The organism is Paenibacillus sp. FSL P2-0136 (assembly GCF_037975325.1).
Classification (GTDB): Bacteria; Bacillota; Bacilli; order Paenibacillales; family Paenibacillaceae; genus Paenibacillus_AQ; species Paenibacillus_AQ silagei.
Window position 1 is genome coordinate 4,314,716 of record NZ_CP150244.1, and the last position, 25,110, is coordinate 4,339,825.

A 25,110-nucleotide genomic window follows, 5' to 3' on the forward strand; every position below is an offset into this window, starting at 1 on the left:
GCGCTTACAACAGCTTCCATTTAACTATAGATGATTTCGGTCCAGATTACAAAATCCCCCCATAACAAATAAAAGCCTGTAGCGCAAGCCCCTACGGGACCCTGTCTACAGGCTGTATTTCATTATAGTAATTGAATGGATTCCAATATACTTATTTTATTTTACTTCAGTAGCTCCGGTAACTTTACCTTCAAGCACAGCCGTTGCCTTCACGTCTTCGCTGGAGAAGTACAGGTTGCCGTCGATTGTAGCATCCTTGTAGAGGTTGAAGCCGTTAGCTTCTACATATACATCACCCTTGATCGTACCGCCTTGAACGCGGAAGTTCTCGCTCTGTACAGTTACTTTTGGTGCTGTAAGGGTGTAAGTAGCTGTAACTTTGTGGTCTGCATCCTGTGCGTACAGGGCAAGCTTGCGGTAAATCTCCTTGCTGGCATCGTTCTTGTCATGGAACTGGCCTGCTACCACTACATCCTTATCCACTGTCAGGTCGTTCAGAACAGCAACGATCCAGGTTCCTTTGTCGCTCACTGCACTAATGAAAGCATCTGCCTGGTTCACGATTGAAGCGGAGGTAACTGCATCTGCCTGTTCTGTTGCTGGTGCAGTTGTCGCTGCTGCCCCTTTGTCTGCATTGTTTTTATCCGATCCACAACCCGACAACAAAGCTACCGATACCCCTGCTACTACTAATACTTTAAATAATTTCATTTTAATTCCCCCTGTTTCTTTAAGTTAACTTTATTATATATTAAAATTTTATGAATACAACGTGATAATTTTCACGAATTTGTGTCTTTTTTCACAAACATTCATATTTACTCTCTCAACGTATCCTCCCACTCCTCTCTAAGCAGCCCCATTCGGATAGAATCATAGTATATTCCGCCCTCTACTTCTATTACCCAATTGTTCACACAGCCAATAATTTCGGCTCGCTTCCCGTAATACTCTTCCCAGGAGATACACTTATGTTCAAAATACGGCGCATCCCATTTTTTCCATTCTGGCGCTTCCTCTTTATAGACAAGCTCCCACAGCCTGGGCAGATCCCCTTCAGCTATTGGGCGAATCTGCAGTTCATGATCCTGAATCATAAAATCCCTCCGAAACAGTTAATATATTGCCAACTAATCTTATAATAACTGACTAGAGGAAGCCCCGGCTGGTAATAAATGTGTATAAACAAATTGGACTTCCCGGCGTCAGATTGAGATAATACAGGGGAATTCATCAAGCGAGTATACAGACATTCAAGTGATAGTTGTATATATAGAAAGGAAAATCCCAATGAACCTGTCCACCCTATCAGCCGCGCTTGCGCCGCTGAATCTGCGGAGCTGTCTGATTCAGCAGCAAGGCAGGCTGATCTTCGAGCATTATAGAGATCAGCGCACGGCCTCGGAGCTGGCGAAGATCAACTCCTGCACCAAGAGCATCCTCTCTGCGCTGATCTGCATCGCCATGGACCAGGGGCTGCTGCCCGGCCCTTCGGCTCCGCTCAGCAGCTTCTTCCCGCAAGTCCTGCGCGATAAGGACGCACGGAAGCCGAACATTACGCTCGAACAGCTGCTGACTATGTCCGCAGGCTTCCGCTGGAAGGAATTCGGCGGAGCCAATTCCTTCCCGAAGATGACACGTTCCCCCCATTGGGTGAATTATGTGCTGGAGCAGCCGCTCGCAGATGAACCGGGCACCCGGATGGAATACAATTCGGGAATCTCGCAGTTACTGTCTTCGATTCTGGTACAAGCCACAGGACAGAGCACAGCCAGCTATGCCGAACAGGTTCTCTTCGGACCGCTCGGCATCCGGGACTATGACTGGGAATCGGACCCCCAGGGCATCCATACCGGCGGCTTCGGTCTGAAGCTGCGGCCTGTAGACCTGCTGAACTTCGGACAGCTCTATTTGCAGCAGGGGATATGGAAGGATTCGCAGATTATCTCCGGCAGTTGGGCTGTACATTCGGTACAGCCAGTCATGCACACGGAGCCTCCCCGCCACGGCGGATACGGCTGGCATTGGTGGACAGATGCCCTGTCCTGCAGCTCAGCAACCGGAGAATCCAGTCTGGTGGACTACTATTACGCCCGCGGGTATGCCGGACAATTCATATATGTAGTGCCGGAGCTTCAGCTTGTCACTGTGCTGACCCAGGATAACAAGCGCGGGAAGAATAATCCTCCGCCGGATGTGTTCCGTGACTATATCGTGCCTTTACTGGGATCTATTTAAGCTGGCTCCTTAGCTTACCGGCAGCATACCATAGCAGCGGACACAACAGATTGAAAAAGAGTGGAAACGGCTTTGCTTGCCGTTCATTATGTACAGACGCACAAATCCCCGCTGCCTGATTGCTTAAGGCCCGGGGATTCATGTGTTGATTACGCTATTCAATTCAATCATTTCCTCCAAGTAACAAAAGCCATATCCCTGACATGGTGATTGTTCTCAATTTCATGTTCACTTCATGCTTCCGTGTTGCCCGTTCGCTCCTGTCCGGAGTGTTGCTCCATGTCCTGCATATGGGGTGGATTCCCGCGTACACGATTTCACGAAAAACGTTTTCACGGACGTTTTCCCTACTGTGAGGAATCGCAGTTGTACGCTTCGCTAACCTTTTTCATTGGAATCACGCTCTTTCTTCCGCAAGAGACTTCTCCTGCTTGAATGATAAGCTTCGTTCTTCTTCCAAAAAAGATTTGCTTCTTGGGTTCCCGCATACCCACGATCTGCCAGAAGATGTTATCATCCACCTTCTTCATCAGCAGCCGATTCCGGCATGCTTCGCTAACGCTAGTACATCGGGGCTCTCTCCTTTCCTTCATTCATTGCTAAATTTAGGAATGAGACCATCACCTGCGGTACCACTTGTAATGCTTGGTGCTCTTGATACTGTGGTTCCTGTGGTGATGTCTACATTATACCTGAGAAACGCTTAAATTTAAACTTTCAAAAACCTGCATATCCCCGCAGAATCTGCGATATTCCAGGAGGATTGCAAATAAAATGCCCATCTCTAAATATTGCTCCGTTTACGGATTATTTGCTCCCGTTAGCTGATCATTTTCATGTATGCGCTATCATTTCATATGAAAATGAATGGCCAGCCTGAGGAATTCCTTCCCCGGACTAGCCGGTGTGTCTACAAGGTGAGACTATGATTTCTGCGCTTGCGGCTGAATACCATGAGCAGATAAATTCCATAGAGCAGATACAGAATATTAAGAATGGAGACGATGAGTACCTCATGCTCCAGATTCTCATTGCTGACCATGGCCAGTGCATCGTAGATAAAATGGAACGCGATCAGCGGAACAATATTCCGGCCTATCTCCATCAGCAAGGCGAGCACACAGCCCAGCAGCAGCGCATTGATAACCTGGAGAATCGTATGTATGATATCATTTCCGCCAAAGGCATTGGCCATATGCAGAACCCCGAAGAAGATGGAGGAGAACACAATATAGAAGACCGGCCCTTTGGATTTCAGAAGATTCCAGATCACCCCTCTAAAAATGGCTTCCTCGGTATAGCCCACCAGCAGGGTCATAATGACGATACTGATTATTTCAGGCGCTCCCAGTTCAACGTTGATTCCATTCATCAGCGGCTGGGCCACCGCAATAATGATCAGCGGGATGTAGAACAGCACCGCCCGGGACGGGCCGGCCTCAAGCCTTCGGAAGCCGAAGCTGACGAGCGAAGAATCCTTTCTTTTCATATAAAGGGTTACAATAATGCCCATAACCAAGAACGCGCAGGCCTGGGCACTGCGTATCCCCATATCGCCGAACTCCATAATCGTGGCTACAGCGGAGGCAACGGATACAACCAGAGTCAGGACTACTCCCCATACCAGCGAGTAAACGAGCGGATGTCCTTGTGCAGCGGTGTTTTTCATTTCAGATCTCCTTTATAGTAGGCTAACGTATTGCCGCTTCAGGACAATAATGGTTTAATTTTATGCTATGATGCCAAATTATACGATATCTATATAATCTTCCAGTGGGCATTGCGGTCTGTACATGCTATAATCTCTGAATCCTACAATGAGAATGGAACAACAACATGAACAGTCCTATCAAGATCTTCAAAGTGACCGTACAGCTGGAAAAGGATGAATATGGTCTTGAGGTTAGCCATTGGCGTCTGCTGGTGGAAACGAACCGCTATTATGAGATCAAGCCGGAGAGCGGACCGGTTAAACGGATCTACAAAGAAAAATTGAATACGGTAGTGGATGACACCAAATCCTATACAGATGGCTATCTGGCCTGTTCAGCGTTCTGTAACGAGGACCGTATAGATGATATGCATACTGAAATGCTGCATGCGCTCCAGCTTAAGATCAAGGCCTATATGGAAGAGCTGCATCTGAACCAGCAGGCTCTTGAGCTGCAGTTCAACCGCCCGAAGCCTCTGAGAACTGAAGAACAGACCTCCTGACCGTGGCACTACAATAACAAATAACCGGAAGAGTCGCAGGCTTCTGCGGCTTTTCCGGTTATTAGGCGTTGCTATTCCTTAGAGCAGTTCCGCATTCTTCACGGCGTGTTCCCAGCTTGGAAAATAATACAGCGCACTTCTCATCAGCTCGGGCTCCTGCTGCTTGATCTGCTTCTTGTTCATCTTGCCCCCACCAGACTGAAGCTGCTTGATCCTACTGATAACTTCATCTGAAGCCATTGTAATATCCAACTCTTCACCCCTTTCCGGTGTTTCTTTCCATATTTTTCACCATTGCTGCCGGTTCTATACCATACTGTGATAATGGAAAGTAATCAATGGCTAACGAGATAAGAAGCATCCAGAATCAGAGCGACCCGGCCGTTGCCCAGGATCGTTGCCCCGGACAGATGATTCATCGTCCCCAGATACGCGCCCAGGGACTTGATGACCACCTCCTGGTTGCCGATGATCTCATCGACTGCGAACGCAGCGATCCGGTCAACAGATCTTACAATCACGAGCGGAATCGTCTTGGAACGGCGCTCTGTGCGCGGATAATGCAGCTTGTCTCTGAGCCAGGAGAGCGGAACAATCCGCCCGTGGTTGATAATCGCCTGCTCCCCTTGAACGACCTGTATCTCTTCGGGGGAGATCCGCACAATCTCAGCCACATTATACATCGGTAGAATCAGAACACGCCCGGACACCTTGACCAGCAGCCCCTTGATAATAGCCAGCGTAAGCGGCAGACGGATTGTAAACAGAGTCCCTGCCCCCGGCTCGGTCTGAATATCTATGATTCCGTTGAGACGTCCAATCTGACTGCGGACAATATCCATCCCCACGCCCCGTCCAGACACTTCACTGACCTCAGAAGCTGTGGAGAAGCCTGGCTCGAAGATGAGACTAACGGCTTCCTGTGCAGTTAAATACCCTGCCTGTTCTTCTGTTATGATCCCTTTGCTGAGCGCAGAGGCTGTAATCCGGGCGGCATCGATGCCCTGTCCGTCATCCTCCAGACGAATCACGACCTGATTCTCCTCATGAAAAGAAGTAAGCGTAATTCTGCCCTTCGGAGCCTTGCCCTGCTGCACGCGCACCTCTGGACTCTCGATTCCGTGATCGGCGCTGTTACGGATCAAATGGATTAGCGGATCACTCAGCTCTTCAATGATCATCCGGTCCAGCTCGGTCTCGCCTCCCTGAATCTGCAGCTCAATATCCTTACCCAGCTTCTGGGCCAAATCCCTCACCAGCCGCGGGAAACGGTTAAACAGCTGATCCATCGGCAGCATCCGGGTCTTCATGACCCCTTCCTGAAGCTCTTTGATAATCCCGCCCATATGATCCGATATCGAGCCGATATCAGGCAGAACCTTGGCGGGATCCGTACGTTGTCCATTAGCGCTCAGATCGGCCAGAGAGGTCTGCTCAATCAGCAGCTCCCCCACCAGATTCATCAGATGGTCCAGCCGCTCCACACTCACCCTGACGGTTGACTGTACCTCATGGGATTTCCCCTTGCCAGGAGTAGAGGACGAAGGTTCTGCAGGCACCGGTCCGGCCGTGGTCTGGACGTCAGTCCCGGCAGCAGGTGCGGGCACGAATGGTGTAATGACAATGCTCTCGACATCGGTCTCCCCTGCCAGCTGCTCGGACACCTGCCGGAGCTCGCGCGGGGAAGCAGCAATTACAGCAAATTGGCTGTAGCGGGCGTCTTCATCGGCTCCCGGCGCCGCCGGGGGCGCCAGGGCAGCAGCAATCACCGGCCCGCAGACCTCTTCGATACGCTGCAAGAGGATATAATGCCGGGCTGCCTTCATCTGGCAGTCCTCTCTCAAGGTGACTACCAGAGCCAGCAGCGAGTAGCCCGCTGCCACGGCCTCTTCCGCCTGAAGCAGCTCCGCTGCATTTAAGACCGGAAGCAGTACCGGCTGAAGTTCAGCCGGCTTATTAATCAGCGCCTTGATCTCCGCAACCACAGCTGAGCAGTCTGTAAATCCCTCCCCGCTGACATACTGAGTGCGCAGCAGCTTCATCGCATCCAGCGCCCGGAAGAGCGTATCAATCAGATTACCGGTAATCTCCGGCTTCTTCTCCCGCACCCACTCCAGCGCATACTCCACCTCATGCGTGAGATCGCTCATCTCGCGGAAGCCCATCGTGGAGGCAGAGCCCTTGATCGTATGGGCTGCGCGGAAGATCGTCTGAATCAGCTCAGCGGTTGGAGCATGCTCCAGCGCAAGCAGGGACTGGTCGATCCGCTCTAATTGCTCGTTCAGCTCTTCTATGAATATATCGCGGTAAGCCGACAGTTCCATCATCATTGCTTGTTCCCCTTTTTACCCGCCCAATATTTCTTCGAGCTTCAGAATACCGATCAGCTGGTCATCCCGCTGCCCCACTCCGTGGAACACCGCATCGCGGCTGCGGTTATGTCCGCCTGCCGGCGGATGAATCTCGGCGTACGTAGTCACCTTGTTCACCTTATCTACAATCAGTCCGACGAATTCCTCGCGGTAGTTAACCACAATAATTCTTGTGCTCCGGGTATAAGGCTCATCCGCCATTCCCAGCAGATTGCGCAGGCTCATGACACAGACCACCTTGCCGCGCAGATTGACTACACCTTTGACTTCATTCCGGCTGAAGGGGATATCTGTAATGCTGAGCATTTTGATAATCTCATGAATCTCTTCAATCCGGATGGCACAGGTCTCGGCTCCTACCGCAAGCTCGATATATTGTTCCTTCTGTAAGGACGACATGGCTTCACCTTCCGTCTGTTGAATTAATGGGTCTTGAATGCGGCAGCGGACTTAGCCAGATCCTCGGATAACAGCGCCAGGGCCTGGCAGGTAGCCGCCGTCTCTTCAGAAGCCGCTGCCGATTCCTCGCTGGAGGCCGCAATGGATTGAACCGAGTCCATCACTTCAGCAGCCTGGGCGGACTCCTCTTCGCAGGCGGCAGCAATCTCGTTGACCTTGAGTGAAGAGGTGTTGACCATCTTAATAATCTGCTCGAACGCCTGACTGGTCATCGAAGACTGCTCTACGCTCTCAGCAACTGCCCTCACACTCTGCTTCGTATTCTCCTGCATGACCTTGATAATCTTCGTAATCTCCTTCGTAGCATCGCTGCTGCGTTCGGCAAGCTTGCGGACCTCGTCCGCCACCACGGCGAAGCCGCGCCCCTGTTCTCCGGCACGCGCCGCTTCAATCGCTGCGTTCAGGGCCAGGAGATTGGTCTGCTCGGCGATATCGTCGATCACTTCGATGATATCCCCGATTTTGCTGGAATCGTCTTCAAGCTGCTTCATCTGGTGGTTCACCGTCTGCATTCCTTGCAGGGAAGTCTCCACCACATATCCGCCTTCCCGGGCGGTCCGCACGGTATCATTGGAGAGCTCTGCCGCTTCCTCGGCACTGGAGGCCACAGAATCAATCGCCAGCGACAGCTCCTTGAACAGCTCAGTGATATTGGTCGCTGCCGCCGACTGGTTGGTGCTGGTGCTGGCAATCTCCTGAGTGCTCGCTGAGATCTGTTCGGAAGAGGCGGCAACGCTCTGTGAATTCAACACAATCCCGTTGATTAATTCCTTCAGGTTATGAACCATCCGGTTAAGAGCCGTGGCAAGCTGTCCGACTTCATCCTTAGTAGATATATCCGCTTGCTGCGTCAGATTGCCATTAGCCACTTCAGTAGCCACATGCAGCATCTGCATCAGGGGTCTGGAGATCGATCTTGCGATCAGGTAGCCGATCATAATACTGAGGATGACCGCCGCAATGACTACCGAGATTGTAAGGATGAACGCCGAGGAATAAGCGGATTGTGAATGGTTGTTCGCCTCATCTGCCAGCTCCACATTCACTTTGATCAGACCATCCAGATTGTTCAGTACATTCTGCCCCTGGACGGTCAACTGTGTAGTTAGAAATGTATTGAAAGCAGCCGCATCATCTTGCTCCGCCAGAACCAGCGCCTGATCGAACAGCTTCTCATAGCTTGCATACTCCTGGTCAAACGAGGCCAGCAGCTCCTTTTCACGGGCAGTGGTCGCCAGCGGACGGTAGTTATCCACCTTTTGGACAATTTCCTGACGGCCTGAGGCAATCTTTTGCTTATAATCGGTAATTTTATCTGTATCTGTTGTATTGCTCATATCCCGTGTATAGACCCGGTTAAGCTGATAGCTGATCTCGGCGGCAGACAAATCTCTGACCGAGATCAGGTTATTGCTGTACATTTCCTTCATATTCTGATTGCTGGTGCGCAGGGATAAGACCGAATAGACTCCAAGTCCTGCCAGAATTAAAGAGACGATCAAAAAAGCGGAGACGATCTTTGTAGCTGTTTTCAAATTCCCGAACCATTTCATGTGGCTTCCCCCTGTGGTTAACATCTTAGCGTCCTTCTTGTCGGCGTTAATCTTACACTCCCCTATCAGCCGGCGGGACATCATTAGCTATATTTCGACATTTTATATCAAAAAAATTATATTCTAATTTGTGTTTTTCATATTTTTTTCGTTAATCTCAGTGTAAATTTCCCCTTTACAAATCGAAATATTTACTATTCCGTAGTTTGATGCAGAATCCGCTTGACAGAACATAGAAATAAGTTATAAATAGACATAATTAGTAAACGATTCAATCCCATTTTATCCCCCGCGAAAAGAGGCTTGTCATGTCAGCAAAAGTACCTGTGGCCGAAAAACTGGTGTTCTCAGGCGGTCTGCTGGGCCAGAATATGCTCTACAGCTTCATGTCGATGTACATCCTGTTCTTCTATACGGATCTGCTGGGAATTCCGGCAACCACCGCCAGTGTCATTCTGGTCGCAGCAAGTATTATCGATGCTTGTCTTGATCCGCTGATGGGCATGATTACCGACAAAACACGCTCCAGATGGGGAAAATTCAGGCCTTACCTGCTGTTCGCCCCTTGTCTGATCGCGCTGGCGACCGTCCTCTGCTTCTGGGACTTCGGCGGTTCGCGGACCCTGACCCTTGTAATCGCAACCGTCTCGTATCTGCTATGGGGAATGCTGTACACGGTCTGTGACACGCCGCTCTGGGCCTTGTCGTCCGTAGTCTCCACTGATCCGGGGGAACGCACCTTATTCGTCACACTGGGCAAAATCGGCGGAACGCTCGGCGCAGTCGTTATCACCATCGGCGGTATCCAGCTTCTGCTCGCCTTCGGCGGAGAACGGAATACGCAGGCTTATCTGTACTCGGCAATCATTATCGGGGTCATTGCGGCGTTATCGATCTTCCTGACCGGGATGCTCACCAAGGAACGGGTCGTCCCTTCCGCTGAGAAGATCTCCTTCCGCCAGAACCTGCAAACGGTGTACAAGAACAAGCCGCTGCTCACCCTGCTCGCCTCTCTCTTGATTATCAACCTGGTGAACGGCATCCGGCAGAGCATTCAGCTCTATTATGTGGTCTATGTCTGGGGGGACGCGGGGTATGCCACGCAGGTCGGGATCAGTCTGGTGGCCGGTATGCTGCTGGGGATGATCGCTACGCCGCCGCTGCTGCGCCGCTTCGCCAAGAAGAAAGTATTCATTGTCTCCTGCATTCTTGGGAGCGTAGCCTGCATCCTGCCTTATCTGCTGGGTGACCATAATGTATTGAACACCCTGGTGTTCTTTGGGGTCAGCTTCTTTTTCTCGGGCATGACGACGATTGTCAGTACCTCGATGCTGCTCGATACGATAGATTATTCGGAATGGAAGCTGGGCTTCCGGGGCGAGGGCATTGTGTTCTCAACGAACACTTTCATTACCAAGTTCAGCGGAGCGGTATCGCGGATGATTATCGGAGCCAGTCTCGGCCTGCTCAGCTATGTGGAGAATCAGCCGGCGACTCCGCAGCTCCAGCACGGCCTTAGCTTCGTGATGTTTCTGCTGCCTGCACTGTGCTTCCTGGCCGCTATTCTGCCGATTCTCTTCTATAATATAACGGAGAAGCAGCGGGTGCAGATCCTGAGCGATCTGAATCACAGTCGGTCATTGTAGTGGGGTCCCATGCTCATGTTCTCTAACTTGCCCTTCCGGCTCCGCTTCCTTTTGTTTTTCCCTGATTGAATCGTTCATGGTCAGGGGGGCGGCTAAGCGTAACGGACTCAGTTGCACTTACTTCTGGCAAAAGCCACGATTGGAGCAAGTTACGGACCCTATGGCCTTTATTGCCGGATTTTCTGCGCCGTAGCATTGATTATGGAGCGAATAAGACCGCCTCAGTCCGCAAGGCAACCCAATAGGTTATTTTCTTGTAAATAACGGCTCTCCGGTCCGTAAGGAGCAGGCCCGGTTGAGTGATTTCTCCTCACCCAACCTACAGAGGGGCTAACTGTACCCTCATCACAGATTAATAGGGAGGTATTTGGATTATGGATATATCCACACTAGCAGCGTTGATGTCCCCTCCGGATCTTAGCGGATGCCGGAGGATCTTGTGCATACAGCCGCACCCGGACGACAATGAAGTAGGCATCGGCGGAACCATTGCCTCATTCGCGGAACGGGGCTGCGAGATTCATTATCTAACCGTCACGAACGGAGATCTGGGCGCGGTGGACGAGCAGGTCTCTTCCGCCGAGATCGCTGCCATCCGCGCAAGCGAACTCGAAGCGGCCGGAAGATCGCTGGGGGCCACCGTGTTCCACCAACTGGACCATGGCGACGGTACACTGGAGCATATCCCAGCCCTCGCGGGAGAGATAGCCGAGATCATCCGGACGGTTCAGCCGGACTTGATACTGTGTCCTGATCCTTGGCTGAGCTATGAGGCGCATTATGACCATATCGTTACCGGCAGGGCCGCAGCCCAGGCTGTGCTGTCCTCCGGGCTGCCCCTGTATCCGAGAGGCACCCTTACCCGGCCATGGCAACCGAAGGCCATCGGCTTCTACTTCACCGCTGAGCCTAATACGGTCATCGACATCACGGATCACTTCGAGCGCAAGTTCGCGGCCATGGCCCTGCACCGCAGCCAGTTCAATGAAGAGCAGCTGGCCATGTACCGGTTCTATTTCGGCGAGCAAGGCCGCCAGCTGGCCGAAGGCAGGGGCTTCGAGCTGGGGGAAGGGCTGAAGGTGTTGTCACCGCTGCACCTGCACTGCTTTGTGGATGCCCGCCGGATATGACGGCTGAGTGCTGGGGCATGTGCTGGCGGGGGCGCTAGGTTGCAGGGGTGTGAGTTGGCGGGGCATGGAGTGCTGGGGCGTTGAGTGGCTGAGAAGCTAGGCTAACGGAAGTTGAGCCGATATTGCGCACGCCACACAATTCGCAGGTGCCCCCGCCTTCCCTTCAACAAACTAGTGGAAAAACGTATCTTAATTCAGCAATTCCCGGCATTTGCAGGTACACAAGTGGAAAAACAGCATCTAATTTTGTCTATTTCCCCATCTAAGCGGAAGTGCGATTTATTAAGTGCCGTTTTTCCAACTATTGTCCTAGCAGTCGCCAATCATTCATCAGCAAGTGTAGAAAATCCACCTATTGTACCGCCCATGTAACGCAAATGAGCAGCAATCCCCCATCTATGCGGAGATTTGCTGCTCTTTGTTAAGCGGGAAGCTCGGACAAACGGTAGTAGGGGATGTTCAATGCAGGCTTGAAGCCCAGCTTCTGCGCCAGTCTGTACGAGCCCACATTCTCTTGGCGGCAGCCCCAGACAGGCTCCAATCCCTGCTCCAGACAGTAATCGATTAGCTTACAGCACACTGAGAAGGCGAAATACTTCCCCCGGTGACCCGGTGCCGATTCGATTCCAATCTCCAGCTGATCCGTTGTCCGGTAAGCCGAGAAGGCGCTGGAGGCCTGCTTGCCCTCCCACAGTAAAGTGTATCCTCGGCCTGAAGTCAGGAAGTGCTCCGCGTCACGCCAGAAATACCGGGGAATCACCGCACCCGTCTGCTCGCCGAATCCTTCGCCGTCCATCTGGACAATCTCAGCATCCTGCCGGTACCATTGCGCCTTCGCGCGGTAATAGACCTCCGGATCGAACGTAAAATTCACCCGGGTCTGTATGTACATTCTGCGTGTATCGTCCGCATCAAGCCGTGCATTATGCTCAGGAAGCATAGCTTCAATCAGCCGGTCCCAGTCCCCTGCCGGATCAGCCTGCAGCCATTCCGCTGAATGCCGGTGCCCCGCCTTGTTCGTAATATAATCAGACAGACTCCGGTTAAACTCCTCATTGCCCGAATCCCCATAGACCAGCGACATCCCGTATTCATGAGCCACATAGAAGCTACGGGGGTTATGTACAGAATCCACATACACACTGCCTGTCGTCTGCCCGCTCAGAACTCCTTCAGCGAACAGCGTGTTGATCTTGACTTCCTTTAACAGCGGCCAGGCAAGGGCGTAATCCCGGCTGTCTAGCTTCAGCATGCTTATCTCCCTCTTTTCTTAGGATCAGTATAGGTATTGAACAACCAGCGGAAATTCCACTCGAAGATATGAGACCCCTCCCATGTATCAAAAGGCTGCGGGATTCCCTTGGCTATCCAGTGCTCTACACTTTCTCTGCTTCGGGCTGCCGCTATAGCGTACTCCTGAATCTCTTTGAGGTAGCGCAGCATGTCAGGTATACTCTCCCGTCCAGCAACATCTCCATGTCCTGGAATCAGCCGTGTGAAATCAATTTCCCCGCCAATCTGCTCTATAATAGTTGACCATGCTTCTGGGAACCCATGGAGCATCGCCGGGTGGAACCTGTTCAGGACCAGATCCCCTGCGATCAGCACCTGAACATCTGCAACGTACACCATAGCATCGCTGAGGGTATGACCGCCGCCATACGTGAACAGATGCAGTGAACGAGCTGATCCGTGAATATCCACACTATCCTTGAAGGTCACCGCTGCTGTCACTCTCCGAATTGTTGGCGTAGCCTCCAGCAACGCCTGTTTGTCCGATATTTCATTAATGAGCGCCTGCCGTAGACGGGAATCCGTAGCAGTATTTCTTTTCTCCTGTAATCCTGTGATCTGCTTCCGCAGACCATCCTGCCATTCCTCCAAAGCGGGTGGCGCATGCGTTCTCAGCACCTCACGGGTAAGCTCTGTCGATAGAATGATACTGTCCGAAAACTCCTGATTGCCGTAATGGTGATCCCCGTGATAGTGAGTATTAATTATGTATTTGACCGGCTTCCCTGTCAGCTTCTCTGCCTTTTCCCGCAGCAGTCTGGCTGCTGCCGGCAGGTTGAAGGTATCCACTACGACTGTAGAATCCCCAAGATCGATGATTGACGCATTGCCTACCGCGCCCAGGCCCGGAATAACAATCGCGGCCCACACTCCCTGCGCTACTTCCTCTACCCTGAACATACAGATCCTCCCATTTATATTTTCACACTTATTATACCTTACTATGTCACCCATAGAGGAATGAATGTTATAATACTCTCAATGTCATGCGAATGACTGAATTCTGGCTCAACCTGAAAGGAAACGACCTATGATGAATACTATTCCCGAAGTGAATTTCACCGCTTCCCCTTACTATAATCCCGGCCTCAAAAATGTAGTCATCCTCGCCACCGGCGGTACGATTGCCGGCAGCGGCGAAGCCCATAAAACCTTGAATTACGAGCCTGGTGCTCTGCCCGTGCAGGATCTGCTGGATAGTGTGCCGCACCTGGAACGGCTGGCGAACTGCGCCGGGGTACAGGTCAGCAATCTGTGCAGCGCCGATATTACAAGCCAGCACTGGCTTACCCTGGCAACATACATTAACACGCTCGCCCTCCGGGAGGATGTGCACGGATTCGTCATTACACACGGCACCGACACCCTCGATGAGACGTCCTACTTCCTGAACCTGGTGATCAAGACTGACAAGCCGGTAATCATTACCGGATCAATGCGCCCGGCTACCGCAATCAGCGCCGATGGTCCGCTAAATCTGTACCAGTCCGTAGCACTGGCGGCGAATCCCGAGGCCTCCGGCCAAGGCGTGATGGTTGTCTTCGCTGAGGGCATCTATAGCGGGCGGGATGTGCAAAAGGTGAACACCTTCAAGGCCAACGCCTTCGATGAACGCGATTTCGGCTGCCTCGGATATATGCGTGACAGCCATGCCTTCTTCTATACGCGCACCCTGAAACGGCATACCACCGCAACCCAGTTCGATGTATCTGTTATTCAGGAGCTGCCGGAAGTGTCCGTAGCTTATTTCCATGTGGATGCCAATCCCGGGATTCTGGATTATCTGGCTACGGTGTCCAAGGGGATTGTCATTGCCGGAGCAGGCGGAGGGATCTACAGCAAGCCTTGGATTGATAAGGTGGGGGAGCTGAAGAACAATAACATCCCTGTAGTCCGCTGCTCGCGGATTTCCAGCGGAATTACACTGAAGGACTCGTACATTGACTTGTCCGCCAATTCTATTCCCTGCAACAGCCTGGTCCCGCAAAAAGCCAGAATCCTGCTCTCCCTCGCCCTGACGCAAACCACCGGCTACGATGAAATTGCCGCAATGTTCAACGAGTATTAAACGCTGCCCGCAGATGGCGGGAACTCAAAGGTGAAGACTGCGCCGCCCTCCGGGCGGTTCCGGGCACTCAGGTCTCCGCCGCAGCGTTCCACAATAGCACGTGCGATGGCGAGTCCCAGCCCGGATTCGCCATTTTTTCCTTTGACGAACCTGTGAAACAGGCTGGGCAGCAGCTCCTGCGCAATGCCCGGACCATCGTCAGCAACCGTTAATGTAATTCTCCCTCTGCTTGTATGCACCTCTACATCAATACGCTTCTCGGCATAACGGGCTGCATTGGATAACACGTTCAGCAGAGCTTGCAGCAGCTTATCCCGGTCCGCTCTTACCATCCCCCCATAGTCCCCGGAGACTGCCGGATGCAGCGACAGCTTCCTTGCTGCCAGCAGCGGATTGACCCGCTCCACCGCCTCGCTCAGCAGCTCCTCCAGATCTGTATCCTCCGCCTGGTAAATATCCTCTTCACTGTCCAGCTTCGCCAGAAGAGTCATTTCGCTGACCAGATCACGTAAGCGCCCGCTTTCACTCAGAATAATATCCAGTCCTTTACGGACGCCCTCTCCTTCAAATATCCCATCCCTAATGCCCTCTGCATAACCGGCTATTGACATCAGCGGAGACTTCAGCTCATGCGAGGCATTCTGGAAAAACTGCTTCTGCACCCGGTTGAACCGGTGCAGTTCACCGGCCATCTCGTATACTGCCCTGGCGACAGAACCGATTTCACCGCCCGCCCGGATCAGATTTACCTCGGCAAACCGGCGGTTTTTCACTTTCCCCAGCTCCTGACGCAGGCTGATCAGCGGATCAATCAGCTTCCGCGTAATGAACAGGCTGAACAGAAGCATTACTGCCGCTCCCGCAGCAAAGACAAGAATCAGCCGTTTCAAGAGCGACTGCTCGATGGCCTTGATTCTGCTGACAGGAGTCAGCAAGGTGAGCTTACCTTCGGGAAGTGTGTTGACCTGCACCAGATAACGCGGATCATTGCCATCCCATAAGCTCTGCAGGCTCCCCTGCTCCATAGCTGTGACATCCACCGTTACTCCGGCCTGCACGGGCAGGGCCGGGAGATATCCCGAGACCACATTCCCCTGCTGGTCGCTCACGATGGCCTGTACTCCGCTGGAGAGCGTAGGATATGGAGCTGTAAGCGGATCGCTTTTTCCCAATGTGAATGCCCCTCCTTCTGTGAATGGAGCCCGCTGCAGACTCGCGGTCAGGGAAGCGCCAAGCGTCCTTAATCCCTCTTGCTCCTTACCAATGAAATGGTCCATCAGCACATAATGGATCATCACTCCCGTGATAGACAGGACCAGCAGCAGAGACAGCCCAAAAGCAACATTGATCTGATGCACCAGCTTCAGCTTTTTCATCCGCAGGCTTAGCCTTTCCACCATCCTCTTCATTCCTGCACCTCTCTCATACGGTAGCCGTGACCCCAAACCGATTCCAGCGGCAGGCCGTCCATTTTTTTGCGGATGCGCTTGATCAGGTGGTCGACAGCGCGGTCGCTGCCGAAATAATCCTCCCCCCAGACATGGCCCAGCAGCTCTTCGCGCGTAAAGGCCCGGTTCGGACTTCCCGCAAAGACCATCAGCATCAGGAATTCCTTGCTGGTCAGCTCCACTTCATCTCCCCGCCAGAAGGATCTTCTCTCCTCAGGATGCAGCAGCAGACTGCCCAGCTCTATCCCTGTATGCACAGCAGGCAGAACAGCCGCAGACTTGGATTCGTGAAGACGTTCCCACCGTTTCAGCTGGCGGTTAATCCGGGCTACCAGCTCACGGGGACTGAAGGGCTTGACCAGATAATCGTCGCTGCCCAGCTCCAGACCCAGGATTTTATCCACTTCATTATCCTTGGCTGAGATCATAATAATCGGCACCTCCGCCTCATCACGGATACGCCTGCATAGCTCATAGCCGTCCATTCCCGGAAGCATAATATCGAGCACCCACATGCCGGGAGGATCATTCCTCCATAAATCCCACGCCTCCTCGGCACTTCCAAGGCCAATCGTCCGGTAATTCTCTTTATGTAAATAAGCTTCCACCAGATTGCGTATATTCTCGTCATCGTCCACAACGGCAATGACCGTTTGATTGTTCATCCAGGTAACCTCCGTGATTTGTCTCTTCACCATTATAGCAAGCGGGTGAGCGGGATTGGGCGCTGCCATTGTTTTTCCACATTGCTGACCCTCTCCTGCCACAGAACCCCGCTATAGTGAGAGCTGTAAGACAAATCACCTGAAGGAGTGTTCGTACATGAATCGTCTAATCGTGAAAAGAATGGCTCTATCCACCCTGCTGCTGTCCAGTATCGCCACCCCGGTCTTCGCGGATACGGGAATCGCGCCGCCCCCAGCACAGGGACCCACTGCCACCATAAGCACAGCCGCTGCATCCACAAATGGCAGTAGGCTGCTCCCCTTGCTTGAACCGCAGGTTCTGGCGCTGGTGAACAGCTATGCCCCGGAAACTTCCCAGGATTGGCGGGATACGCTCAGCCGCTACCATGCATTAACAAGCACGAAGGCGCTTAATGTGGTTCTCGCCAAGCCAATGTCTGCCGCTCCATGGACAGAAAAAACCGGTATTATGGATGTGCAATTAGCCACGCCTGGAACATTGACGGACGCAGAAACGCTTCCGCTTGCCACTGTGCCGGAATACGGGACAACTGGGGGCAGTGTTAAGGCAGTTCCGTCCGCCTCAGCAGCTGCAAACCTCACACTAACGGTGCCTGACTCTCTGGAATCCGGCAAGCTTGCCAATGTGGTAACCTTACATGCGGCGTACATCGATGGCTTATTCAAAGCACAAGCTGCACTGGCAGAAGCTGCACAAGCCACAGATGCAGCAGCAATTAAGCAGGCACTGTCCGCACTGCTGAGTCAATATAAGGACCTTAACCACAAGCTGGAAGAAGCGAAATAAACCACGCACACCCTGCATTCCATAGAAAAGCAGACCAAGGAATTCCTCCCTGGCCTGCTTTTTCTGTTCATTAGTATAGCGTAGCCGCCGCTTAACGGCGCGGATACATCTGATAAGGATAGAATGCCGCCGCCGGCTGCTGGGCAGCGTAGGCGGGCATGCTTTTGGCGGACGGGTCCATGTTGGTTCCCCCGGCAGACCCTGCTACGGCGCAGCCCGGAGGCGGTCCAAGAATAATCGATTCCTTCAGCGGGGCCACGGCCTTGGCGTATTCCTCTTCATTAATGCAATAGGCGCGCTGGATGACCTCTGCGGGAACGGCCCGCAGGAAGTCTGACCCATACACAATATCCGGTGTCGGCGCATCAAAGATCGCCAGGAAATGGGCTTGTTCGCTCTCGGCCAGAATCCAGTGAAACCATCCCTTCGGGAAGACAGCAATTTGTCCGGCCTTCAGATGATAGGTCATCAGCTTTTGGGTGAACGGATCGAATACCGAAGCAATCAGCTCTCCGCTAATCACGAAGATCATCTCCGTCACGTTCGTGTGCCAGTGCGGCTGGACGATGAAGCCCTTGCTCATATGGGCATTGAAGAACCCGTTACGTATCGCCGGCAGCTGTTCGCCAAAAAGCTGCGTAATATAATTGTTCGCATCCCGCTTATAATTAAGCACCTGATTAGAATCGGCGGCAAGCTTCAGGTCCGGTGCCTGCAATACTGGATCTAGCATGGTTAGTTCCTCCTCAGACTGGATTGTAGCCTTAAGTAACACTGGGCATTCGTCCAGATACTATATGCAGGGGAGGAGCTCTTTGACACTAGAGACCGGTGCGGATTAGATCAGGCGAGCGATACTCTCAATCTCCACGGCGGAAGCAGCGAGCTGCTGCATGGAGGCGGTAATCTCCTCTGTGGCTGCGGCCTGACGTTCGCTTTGTGCCAGACAATCCGTAAGCACGGCATCCATCTGGTTAATCTTCTGCTTGATCATCTGCAGAATGCCGGCAATATCCTTCGCCGATGAAGCGCTGGATACCGACATTTTGCGGATCTCCTGAGCCACGATGCCGAAGCCCCGTCCATGCTCAGCGGCATGCGCTGCTTCAATCGCTGCATTGAGCCCCAGCAGGTTGGAATTCTCCGCCACCTTGCGGATGAAATCCAGAATCTCGTCGGTCTGCTGCAGATCCTCTACCACCTTCTGGCCCAGCTCCTTCAGATCCCCTACAGTATTCGCCAGATCCGAGGCCGTGCCTGCAATCTCTACCGATGTCGAGCTGATCTCGTCAGAGGTCACCGCCAGCGCATTCGCTGCATCGCTGAGTGTTACCTGATTGCTGAGGCTGATTCCGATCGTGAACACGCCTGTCACCACCCCGTTCCGGTCCCGGATAGGCATGGATGACGATTTAAAAGGAATGCCGTAGATCTCTCTTGGAATCGTAGCACTGACTTCCTCCCCGCTCTCCAGAGCAGACCGGATTCCCCCGCTGGGCGGTACTGGAGAACCCAATTCAATCTTGGCTTTCAATTCCCTCCCTTGCAGATAATAAATGAACTTGTCCCGGTCTGCCAAAGCAAACATTACATCCAGCGGGAACAGCCGCTGCACCAGGGGCAAGGATATTTCAAGCGCCTTCCGCAGCTGATCCATTTCTGATTCTTGTCCTGATTCCTGTTCGGATTCGTGTTCGGTATTCATTGCTTCAACAGCTCCCTAATGATATTTATTTATGTACATCTCTTATCGCTTGAATCTTATCGCTCGAACAGTGTAACACAGTTGCGCCCTTCCGCCTTTGACTGATACAGTGCATCGTCACCCAGCTTGTAGATATCCTCCTCGCGCAGACCGTCAACAAGTACGGCGGCTACGCCGATAGAGACGGTAATTCTTCCGTATTCCGGACTTTGGTCATGCTGAATCCCCAGCTCCGCAATGCTTCGTCTGATTAATTCAGCGAACACACGGGACTCTGGAGGGGTAAGTCCGGCGGCCACAATCCCGAATTCTTCACCACCCAGCCGGAACGCGGTTCCATCCGCCTGTTCAGCCAGCTCCTTCAGTACCCCGCCGATTCTGCGCAGTACCGTATCGCCTTCATAATGTCCGTAGGTATCATTGAATTTTTTGAAATAATCAATATCCAGCATCAGGTAGGTTAAATACCTTTTGCCTGCAGCAGCCTTGTCCACCTCATCCAGGAACAGCTTATTGAAGTATCTGCGGTTGTACAGCCCGGTTAATTCATCGGTGATGGATATCCGTTCAATTAGACCGATATACTTGCTCAGCTCCCCGTTGTTGAATTCCAGCTCCTTCGTCCGCTCGGCCACCAGTTCCTCCAGATGCTCCTTGTGGCGCCGCAGCTCCTCCTCCGCCTTCTTGCGCTCGGTGATATCCTTGATCGTTCCCTGAATCGCCGGCTTATCCTGATACATGATTCTGACGACCTTGTGAATGGCGATGATCTCAAGGGACTTATCCTTATGCAAAATCCTTGTCTCGTACTCTTCCGGTGCCTGCTTGCCCTCGACTCGTCTGGCATAATAATGCATCACCTTCTCCCGTTCCGGCGGCGTAATGAAATTCCCGAAGGGCTGCTCCAGCATCTCGCCCGGCTGATAGCCCAGCATCTGCTCCAGCGCCTCATTAACATAGACACACCGCATATCCTGGACCACGAACACCCCGTCCTGCAGGTTGTTGACCAGTTGGCGGTACTTCTCCTCAGAGCGCTCAAGCTCAGTATACAGACTGGCATTCTCAAGCGAGAAGACCATCTCTCTGGACAGCAGATTGATAATCTTCATCCGTTCCTCGGTGAATACACCGGTGACCAGATTATTCTCCAGATAGATGATGGCAATCGTCTTATTCTGGTTAATCAGCGGCATGCAGACCATCGATTTCGGCTGCTGCCTCACAATATAAGGATCATTCACGAATGGAGTCTCGGAATAGGCATCATTGTAGATCAGGCTCTCCCGGCTCTCCTCCACCTGTCTGATGATCGCAGCAGGCAGATTGTCCAGCTGATGAGACTCATGAATGGCCACAGAGATCCGGTCCGTGTCCGCTTTATATTCCCCTTCGACCAGAAGATTGGCCTTGGAGGTCATCAGGATACAGCCCCGCTGCGCTCCGGCGTTCTTGATCACGATCTCCATCAGCGCTTCCAGCAGGTGGTTCAGCTCAATTTCTTTGGAGATGGCCTGTGAAGCCAGAATGATGGAATTCAGATCAATGCTCTCAGTATAATCGGTCACCGTCCTGCCGTGCATGAACTCCTTGTTGCTGATTTTCTGGTCAAGAGCAGGGTATCGATCCTTGATGAACGCGATCTTCTCCTTGGCGCCCCAGACCGAATAATAGTATTCGGATTGTCTCAGCAGATAGGCGGCGAACTCGTTGAAGCCCTTGTCCATATAGTACCGGGCCGCCAGCTCGTTGCAGATTGCCTTATAGCGGACGAAGCTTCCCTGCTCGCTGGCCTCAATGGCCAGATCATAATAATAGCCTGCGCGCGTGCTGTTCCCGGAGATCCGGGCCCATTCGGCCCTCATCAGATATTCATGCTGGCGGAAGGTTCCCGGTGCATTGCTGGCCCATTTGCGTACCCGGCCAAGCTCCTTGCGCATTTTGGACCTGGCCTTCCGCTTGCCGTTCACACCCAAATCCTTGTAAGCATAAGCCAGATTCAAGAAGGTGTAGAGCGCGAATTCCTCCATAAAAGCCGAACCGGCCAGCGTCCCGATAATCGGATAGGCCCGCTCGATATACTCCAGCGCTTCATCATGCTTCTCGTAGAGAAACAGCAGCTTCATTTTGTAGATATAATAAATCGCAATCCCTGAGTAATACCTCGCTTCCTGCAATTCGTGCAGATAGACCTCTTCGCTGAAGATTTCATTGTTGAATGAGGTGCGGTCCGGCAGCTCTCCGGCAAGACTGAGGTAATACTGGCGGGCCAGCTGCGCTGTGGCAAGCGACTCCCTGTACTTCGTGTTCTCAATCATAGAGATCGTACGCGCACTTTCCTGAAGCAAAGCCGGGATGTCCATCGACGGATTCCAGAGATTCACATAGAAGGCGGAATGGGCCAGATAGAGCAGATCGCCTGTCCGCAGACTGGCTTCAATTGAGGTGCCGAACCAGTCCTGCAACGTATCCCAAGGCTCGGTCCAGGCGTGGCTGAACAGCGTATACAGGACATGCGCCGCGCCTTTCCACTGCAGATCATTGAATTTGTCATTAATTCTGATCCCGAGACGTCCATAAGCGAAGGCCCCCCGGGTATCGCCGAAGCCGGACAACAGCATGGCATAGCCGATAAAAGCAAGCGCCGACTCCGGCGAGTTACCGTATTTCAGCGTTAGCCCCACCTTCTTCAGCACCACCAGCCCGAACAGCGAGGTCTCCCCCGAGATAAACGCCGGCGGTATAAAGTTAACCAGCAGCCGCATCACCAGTTTCATCTCCGGGTCCTGCATCTCCGGCAGTGCAAAAATCGTCTCCGGCGTTCTCGCCCGCAGCGCGGCCTTAACGACCAGCAGCTCCTTAAGGACGGCGGGCATTCCAACCTTGGCCGGAATCTTAATTCCGAGCGCCTTCAGTCCCCGTCTCCCCGAAGCAATCGACTCGGGCATCATGCCAAGGTACATATAATGATTGGTCTGCATCTCATAGATTTCCGCAATAGCCATCCGCTCCGTAGTCTGCTCCAGCAGCAGACAGCAAGCCTGATCCCCCTGATCGATATGATGAGTGAGATAGCTGCATTCGGCATACAGCCTGTAGATCTCCGCCGCCTGCCCCGGGTCTGTACTCCAGATCTGCTCCGGGAGCAATTCCATTGCCGCTTCAAGCAGTAAGAAGGCCGAATCATACCCGTATCCTGCTTTGGCCTTATGTGCTGCCCGCAGATTCAGAGCGACGATCTCACGCGCCTCAGCGCTATCGGTGATTAACTCCAGCCCTTGATTGATATGGGTTGCGATATCGACCAGCTTGTCCTCGACCTCCTCCTCTGTGAGATTCCGCAGCAGGAGCCGGCCGATACTAAGATGAAGCCTCTTCCCCCGTTCTGGATCGAGCAGCTGGTAGAAAGCCTGCTGAATCCGGTCATGGGCGAATTTCAGCCGGATGCCCACCTGCGCAGCCTCGGGGCCGGATTCAGCCAGCGTAGCGGAAAATATGGCATACTTATGGTCAGCAGGGACGATATATTCTTCTTGGACCGCCCGGGTAATCGCAGCGGCAATCACCTCCGGCGCTTCTTCGCCGATCAGCGTCAGCATCCCGTAGTCGAATACACTGCCGGCCGCCGAGCTAAGCATCAGGATATGACGGACCTCCTCCGGCAGATGCTGCAGCTGTCCGACCAGGAAATCCACCACACTGTCATGGACCGGCAGCGCCTCCAGCCGCTCCAGGCTCCAGCTCCATTCCCCATCCCGCTTGTCGAAATAGATAATCTCCCGCCGGTAAAGATCCTTCAGAATTTCCGTCAGGAAAAAGGAATTCCCCTTGGACCGCTTGTATAACCGTCCGGTAATTCCTTCAACGCGTTCCATGCTGCTGTATAGCGTGTCTGCCACAAGGCTTTGTACATCTGTCTCTTGCAGCGGCTGAAGATGAATACGTCCAACCTCACGGTTTTTGCCGATCTTAACCATCGCGGCGAACAAGGGATGACCTTCATGGATCTCATTCTGCCGGAAGGAGCAGATCACAAACATCCGCTGCAGATGGTTATCCAGCACCAGCTTCTCCAGCAGCTGCAGGCTGGAATAATCCGCCCACTGGACATCATCCAGGAAGAGAACCAGCGGCCGGTCCGGTTGCGTCATGGCCTGCACGAACTTGGCAAAGGTCAGGAAGAACCGGTTCGTCTCCTCGGCCGGGCTCAGCGGCTCCGGCTCCGGCTGGGTCCCCATCCAGGAGGCAAGCTCAGGGATTAATCCTGTAATTACACCGCCGTTGCCGCCAAGCAGCCGGGTCAGTGAACGGCTGACTTCACTCCTGTACTCCTCATCCGGACTCTCCAGCAGCTGGCTGACCAGTCTGCGGAAGGCCTGGATGAGCGCACTGTACGGAATGTTCTTATTGTACTGGTCGAACTTCCCTTCCGCGAACAGCCCCTTATCCCGGCTGATCGTCCGGTGCAGCTCATGGACCAGTGCTGTTTTGCCTGCACCTGCATCACCGGAGACCAGCATAACCTGTGAACTCCCGTTAACGCTGCTGCGGAAGGCCGCCTCCAGGGTGGACAGCTCCTGCTGTCTGCCGACTATTTTTTGCGGAATGCGGAAGGTGTTCAGGAGATCCTCCGTTCCAATCACGAAATCCGCGTGCCCGGCCAGGCATCTCTTCAGATCAGCCTTAATGCCGTGAGCGCTGCGGTACCGGTCCTCCGACGACTTCTCCATCAGCTTCATAATGACCGCCGACAAGCCCCTGCTAACCCTGCCTCCGGTTGCATGGTAAGGAGAGACAGCTTCCTTCGCAATAATGGAATAGATCTGCTCCAGCATCTCGGACGATGGATACGGCATAAGGCCGGTCATCATCTCGTACAGGACGACACCCAGTGAATAGTAGTCACTCCGGTAATCAATATTCCGGTTCATCCGGCCGGTCTGTTCCGGTGAGATGTACAGCAGACTGCCCTCCAGCACGCCGCTGTTCTGGAAATCCCGTCTCTCCTTGGACAGCTTCACTGCAAGGTCGAAATCAATCACCTGAACAATATCCCGCTCCCGGTTCCAGATGATATTCGACGGCTTGATATCCTTATGGATCACGTTCTGCTCATGAATGGAGCCGAGAATATCCACAACCTTGACCGCCAGTCTCAGTAAATCCTCTTCCCCCGGCTGCTCTTCCGCCAGAATCCGCTTCAGCGAACGTCCGCATATATCCTCAAGGACCATGACATACAGACCGTTCTGCTCTTCAAGCCTCAGGGGACGGATAACCCCTTCTGTAGTGGTGCTAAGCTCAGTAAGCAGCTTATATTCCTGCTTGAAGCGCATCACCGCTTCGGTTCCGGCAAATTCCGATTTTAACACCTTGAGAATGACCGTTTCCGCAGAGGAAGTCTCTGTGCAGCGGTATACAGCTTTTATCGGATTATCTGAAATGGTCTCGAGGACCTGATAATGGTCATTAGCAATCATTGTACTCCAC

The 25,110-nt window shown here is 52.9% G+C and carries 20 protein-coding genes; 6 read left to right on the plus strand and 14 right to left on the minus strand.

Annotated features, from left to right (window positions below):
• Positions 1–156: 156 nt before the first annotated feature.
• Together NYE26_RS18350 and NYE26_RS18355 are read right to left on the minus strand one after the other, a co-directional pair.
• Complete coding sequence (locus tag NYE26_RS18350; RefSeq protein ID WP_339249208.1) at positions 157–711, minus strand: hypothetical protein; 555 nt, start codon at positions 709–711, stop codon at positions 157–159.
• A 107-nt stretch (positions 712–818) separates the two neighbouring features.
• Positions 819–1,097 (minus strand): hypothetical protein, encoded by a 279-nt coding sequence (locus tag NYE26_RS18355; RefSeq protein WP_339249209.1) that lies wholly within the window; start codon positions 1,095–1,097, stop codon positions 819–821.
• 193 nt (positions 1,098–1,290) lie between these two features.
• On the opposite strand from NYE26_RS18355, the gene NYE26_RS18360 reads away from it, so the two are divergent.
• Complete coding sequence (locus NYE26_RS18360; protein ID WP_209869739.1) at positions 1,291–2,238, plus strand: serine hydrolase; 948 nt, start codon at positions 1,291–1,293, stop codon at positions 2,236–2,238.
• Between the two features lie 910 nt (positions 2,239–3,148).
• Here the strand turns inward: NYE26_RS18360 and NYE26_RS18365 are convergent.
• Positions 3,149–3,907: a CPBP family intramembrane glutamic endopeptidase gene (locus NYE26_RS18365; RefSeq protein ID WP_339249211.1), complete on the minus strand. Its 759-nt coding sequence runs from the start codon at positions 3,905–3,907 to the stop codon at positions 3,149–3,151.
• A 167-nt stretch (positions 3,908–4,074) separates the two neighbouring features.
• On the opposite strand from NYE26_RS18365, the gene NYE26_RS18370 reads away from it, so the two are divergent.
• Positions 4,075–4,452 (plus strand): hypothetical protein, encoded by a 378-nt coding sequence (locus NYE26_RS18370; RefSeq protein WP_339249212.1) that lies wholly within the window; start codon positions 4,075–4,077, stop codon positions 4,450–4,452.
• A gap of 78 nt (positions 4,453–4,530) precedes the next feature.
• Here NYE26_RS18370 and NYE26_RS18375 read toward each other — a convergent pair whose 3' ends face one another.
• The 4 genes from NYE26_RS18375 to NYE26_RS18390 form a co-directional block, all read right to left on the minus strand.
• The gene (locus tag NYE26_RS18375) at positions 4,531–4,704 is read right to left on the minus strand and encodes a hypothetical protein (RefSeq protein ID WP_155991697.1); all 174 of its coding nucleotides are present in this window, start codon (positions 4,702–4,704) and stop codon (positions 4,531–4,533) included.
• Between the two features lie 83 nt (positions 4,705–4,787).
• On the minus strand, positions 4,788–6,782 hold the full coding sequence (locus tag NYE26_RS18380; protein WP_245367972.1) for a chemotaxis protein CheA: 1,995 nt from the start codon (positions 6,780–6,782) through the stop codon (positions 4,788–4,790).
• Between the two features lie 15 nt (positions 6,783–6,797).
• Positions 6,798–7,223 (minus strand): chemotaxis protein CheW, encoded by a 426-nt coding sequence (locus NYE26_RS18385; protein ID WP_036700854.1) that lies wholly within the window; start codon positions 7,221–7,223, stop codon positions 6,798–6,800.
• A gap of 23 nt (positions 7,224–7,246) precedes the next feature.
• Complete coding sequence (locus tag NYE26_RS18390) at positions 7,247–8,836, minus strand: methyl-accepting chemotaxis protein (RefSeq protein ID WP_339249213.1); 1,590 nt, start codon at positions 8,834–8,836, stop codon at positions 7,247–7,249.
• A 308-nt stretch (positions 8,837–9,144) separates the two neighbouring features.
• Here NYE26_RS18390 and NYE26_RS18395 point away from each other — a divergent pair, with 308 nt between their 5' ends.
• Positions 9,145–10,482, plus strand: a complete 1,338-nt coding sequence (locus NYE26_RS18395; RefSeq protein WP_036733093.1) for a glycoside-pentoside-hexuronide (GPH):cation symporter — start codon at positions 9,145–9,147, stop codon at positions 10,480–10,482.
• A 374-nt stretch (positions 10,483–10,856) separates the two neighbouring features.
• Positions 10,857–11,612, plus strand: a complete 756-nt coding sequence (locus NYE26_RS18400; RefSeq protein WP_339249214.1) for a PIG-L deacetylase family protein — start codon at positions 10,857–10,859, stop codon at positions 11,610–11,612.
• Between the two features lie 421 nt (positions 11,613–12,033).
• Here NYE26_RS18400 and NYE26_RS18405 read toward each other — a convergent pair whose 3' ends face one another.
• Together NYE26_RS18405 and NYE26_RS18410 are read right to left on the minus strand one after the other, a co-directional pair.
• Complete coding sequence (locus NYE26_RS18405; protein ID WP_339249215.1) at positions 12,034–12,864, minus strand: GNAT family N-acetyltransferase; 831 nt, start codon at positions 12,862–12,864, stop codon at positions 12,034–12,036.
• A gap of 2 nt (positions 12,865–12,866) precedes the next feature.
• Entirely contained in the window at positions 12,867–13,805 is a 939-nt protein-coding gene (locus tag NYE26_RS18410) for an MBL fold metallo-hydrolase (protein ID WP_339249216.1), read from the minus strand.
• 130 nt (positions 13,806–13,935) lie between these two features.
• Here NYE26_RS18410 and NYE26_RS18415 point away from each other — a divergent pair, with 130 nt between their 5' ends.
• Positions 13,936–14,973, plus strand: coding sequence for an asparaginase (locus NYE26_RS18415; protein WP_051478733.1), 1,038 nt, complete (start codon positions 13,936–13,938; stop codon positions 14,971–14,973).
• Here the strand turns inward: NYE26_RS18415 and NYE26_RS18420 are convergent.
• Together NYE26_RS18420 and NYE26_RS18425 are read right to left on the minus strand one after the other, a co-directional pair.
• Positions 14,970–16,382, minus strand: a complete 1,413-nt coding sequence (locus tag NYE26_RS18420) for a HAMP domain-containing sensor histidine kinase (RefSeq protein WP_339249217.1) — start codon at positions 16,380–16,382, stop codon at positions 14,970–14,972. The genes NYE26_RS18415 and NYE26_RS18420 overlap by 4 nt on opposite strands.
• Complete coding sequence (locus tag NYE26_RS18425; protein ID WP_036733085.1) at positions 16,379–17,086, minus strand: response regulator transcription factor; 708 nt, start codon at positions 17,084–17,086, stop codon at positions 16,379–16,381. Before NYE26_RS18425 ends, NYE26_RS18420 begins: the two co-directional genes overlap by 4 nt.
• 157 nt (positions 17,087–17,243) lie before the next feature.
• On the opposite strand from NYE26_RS18425, the gene NYE26_RS18430 reads away from it, so the two are divergent.
• Complete coding sequence (locus NYE26_RS18430) at positions 17,244–17,915, plus strand: hypothetical protein (protein ID WP_339249218.1); 672 nt, start codon at positions 17,244–17,246, stop codon at positions 17,913–17,915.
• Between the two features lie 91 nt (positions 17,916–18,006).
• Here the strand turns inward: NYE26_RS18430 and NYE26_RS18435 are convergent, their stop codons facing one another.
• The 3 genes from NYE26_RS18435 to NYE26_RS18445 form a co-directional block, all read right to left on the minus strand.
• Positions 18,007–18,648 carry a cupin domain-containing protein gene (locus NYE26_RS18435; protein ID WP_209869768.1) on the minus strand — a complete coding sequence of 214 codons (642 nt, stop codon included), beginning with the start codon at positions 18,646–18,648 and terminating at the stop codon, positions 18,007–18,009.
• 105 nt (positions 18,649–18,753) lie between these two features.
• A complete protein-coding gene (locus NYE26_RS18440) occupies positions 18,754–19,620 on the minus strand; it encodes a methyl-accepting chemotaxis protein (RefSeq protein WP_339249220.1) in 867 nt (288 codons plus the stop codon).
• Positions 19,621–19,676: 56 nt separating this feature from the next.
• Positions 19,677–25,100, minus strand: a complete 5,424-nt coding sequence (locus tag NYE26_RS18445) for a diguanylate cyclase (RefSeq protein ID WP_339249221.1) — start codon at positions 25,098–25,100, stop codon at positions 19,677–19,679.
• Between the last annotated feature and the right edge of the window lie 10 nt (positions 25,101–25,110).